This is a genomic window from Bradyrhizobium sp., assembly GCF_016462955.1.
In the GTDB taxonomy this organism is placed as follows: domain Bacteria; phylum Pseudomonadota; class Alphaproteobacteria; order Rhizobiales; family Xanthobacteraceae; genus Bradyrhizobium.
In genome coordinates this window covers 7,546-9,268 of record NZ_JAEMSD010000270.1, presented here as the reverse complement: position 1 = coordinate 9,268, position 1,723 = coordinate 7,546, and the positions used below count along the sequence as shown (strand labels likewise).

The following is a 1,723-nucleotide window of genomic DNA, read 5'->3' as shown; positions in this document are numbered from 1 at the left end:
ACTTACGATCGCGCGGTCGCGGTCCTCATCGTCGGCATGCTGCTGACGCTGTCGCTGTCGACCTATCTCATGCTCGCCAGCCGCAACTCGCGGCGGCTGTCGCTGGCCAACCGGCGGGTGCTCGAGCTTGCCCAGACCGACATCCTCACCGGCCTGCCGAACCGTGCCTTCTTCCTCACCCGGCTCGACGAGATGAACAACCAGCTGGGCGTGAGGGGTCTGCCCTTCGCGATCCTGATGCTCGACCTCGACCGTTTCAAGAACGTCAACGATTCCCTCGGTCATGCCGCCGGCGATGCGCTGCTGCGCCAGGTGGCGCAGCGGCTGAAATCCGCACTGCGCGCCAACGACGTGCTGGCGCGGCTCGGCGGCGACGAATTCGCCATCATCCAGGAAGCCGGGGAGGATCAACGCGCCTGCTCGACCGAACTGGCGGCCCGGATCGCCAAGCTCGTGAGCGAACCGTTCCTGCTGCCCGGACACCGCGTCGAGATCGGCACCAGCATCGGCATCGCGGTCGCGCCGGATCACGGCGGCGATCAGGAGCAGCTCCTGAAGAAAGCGGATCTCGCGCTCTATCGTTCGAAATCGGCAGGCCGCAACTGCTTCACCATCTATGACGAAGCGATGTCGGCCGAGCTGGAGGCCCGCAACACGCTGGAAGGAGACCTGCGCGACGCCATCGCGTGTTGCCAGCTGGAGGTGCATTACCAGCCGTTCGTCGATGCCCTCAGCGGCGAACGACGCGGCTTCGAGGCGCTGGTGCGCTGGCGGCATCCGTTGCGCGGGCTGATCCCGCCGGACCAGTTCATTGCGCTCGCGGAAGAGACCGGGCTGATCGTGCCGCTCGGCGAATTCGTGCTGCGGCGCGCCTGCGCGGATGCGGCTGGCTGGCGCTCGACGATTTCGGCACCGGCTATTCCTCGCTCAGCTACCTGACCGCGTTCCCGTTCGACAAGATCAAGGTCGACAAGTCGTTCATTCGCAATCTCACCCAGCAGCCGCGCTCTTCCGCCATCATCTCCTCGATCGTCACGCTGGCGCGCGGACTGGACATGTCGGTCACCGCCGAAGGCGTCGAGACCGGCGAAGAGTTCGACCGGCTGAAGGCGCTCGGCGTCAATTTCGCGCAAGGCTATCTGTTCGGCCGGCCGCAGCCGATCGAGCGAATCCTGTTCGACGCGCCAGCCAAATCGTCACGCCTAGACGCCGCCTGAGCGCGTCTGCGGGCCATGCGCGAAAAGCGCTTGACCCGGCGAACCCGAGATGGTCCGAAGGACCGTCCAGGATGAAACACATCAACATGCGGCTTCCGTTCTTCTACGGCTGGGTCGTGGTCGCCGTGACCTTCGTCACCATGGCCATCGGCGTCAACGCGCGCACGGCCTTCTCGTTGTTTTTTCCGCCTATCATCTCCGAGTTCGGCTGGGAGCGCGGCGTCACTGCGGGCGCATTCTCCTTCGGCTTCGTGGTGTCGGGTGTGGTCAGCCCGCTGATCGGCCGCCTGATGGATCGCGCCGGCCCGCGCGCGGTGATGGAGCTCGGCGTCGTGCTGATGGCCGGCGGGCTGCTGCTGGCGCCGCTGACCACCGCGCCCTGGCACCTCTATGTCACCATCGGCGTCATGGTCGGCGCCGGCAGCGTCTGTCTCGGCTATTCCGGCCAGTCACTGTTCCTGCCGAACTGGTTCATCCGCAAGCGCGGCTTCGCCATCGGCATCGCC

General features: G+C 66.0%; 1 protein-coding gene and 1 pseudogene. Both read left to right on the top strand.

The window, feature by feature from the left end; all coding sequences use genetic code 11:
• Positions 1–1,217 (top strand): annotated as a pseudogene (locus JHD07_RS24140) (EAL domain-containing protein); the annotation flags it as partial.
• 86 nt (positions 1,218–1,303) lie between these two features.
• On the top strand, positions 1,304–1,723 hold a 420-nt coding region (locus JHD07_RS24135; RefSeq protein ID WP_291626609.1), incomplete at its 3' end, for an MFS transporter.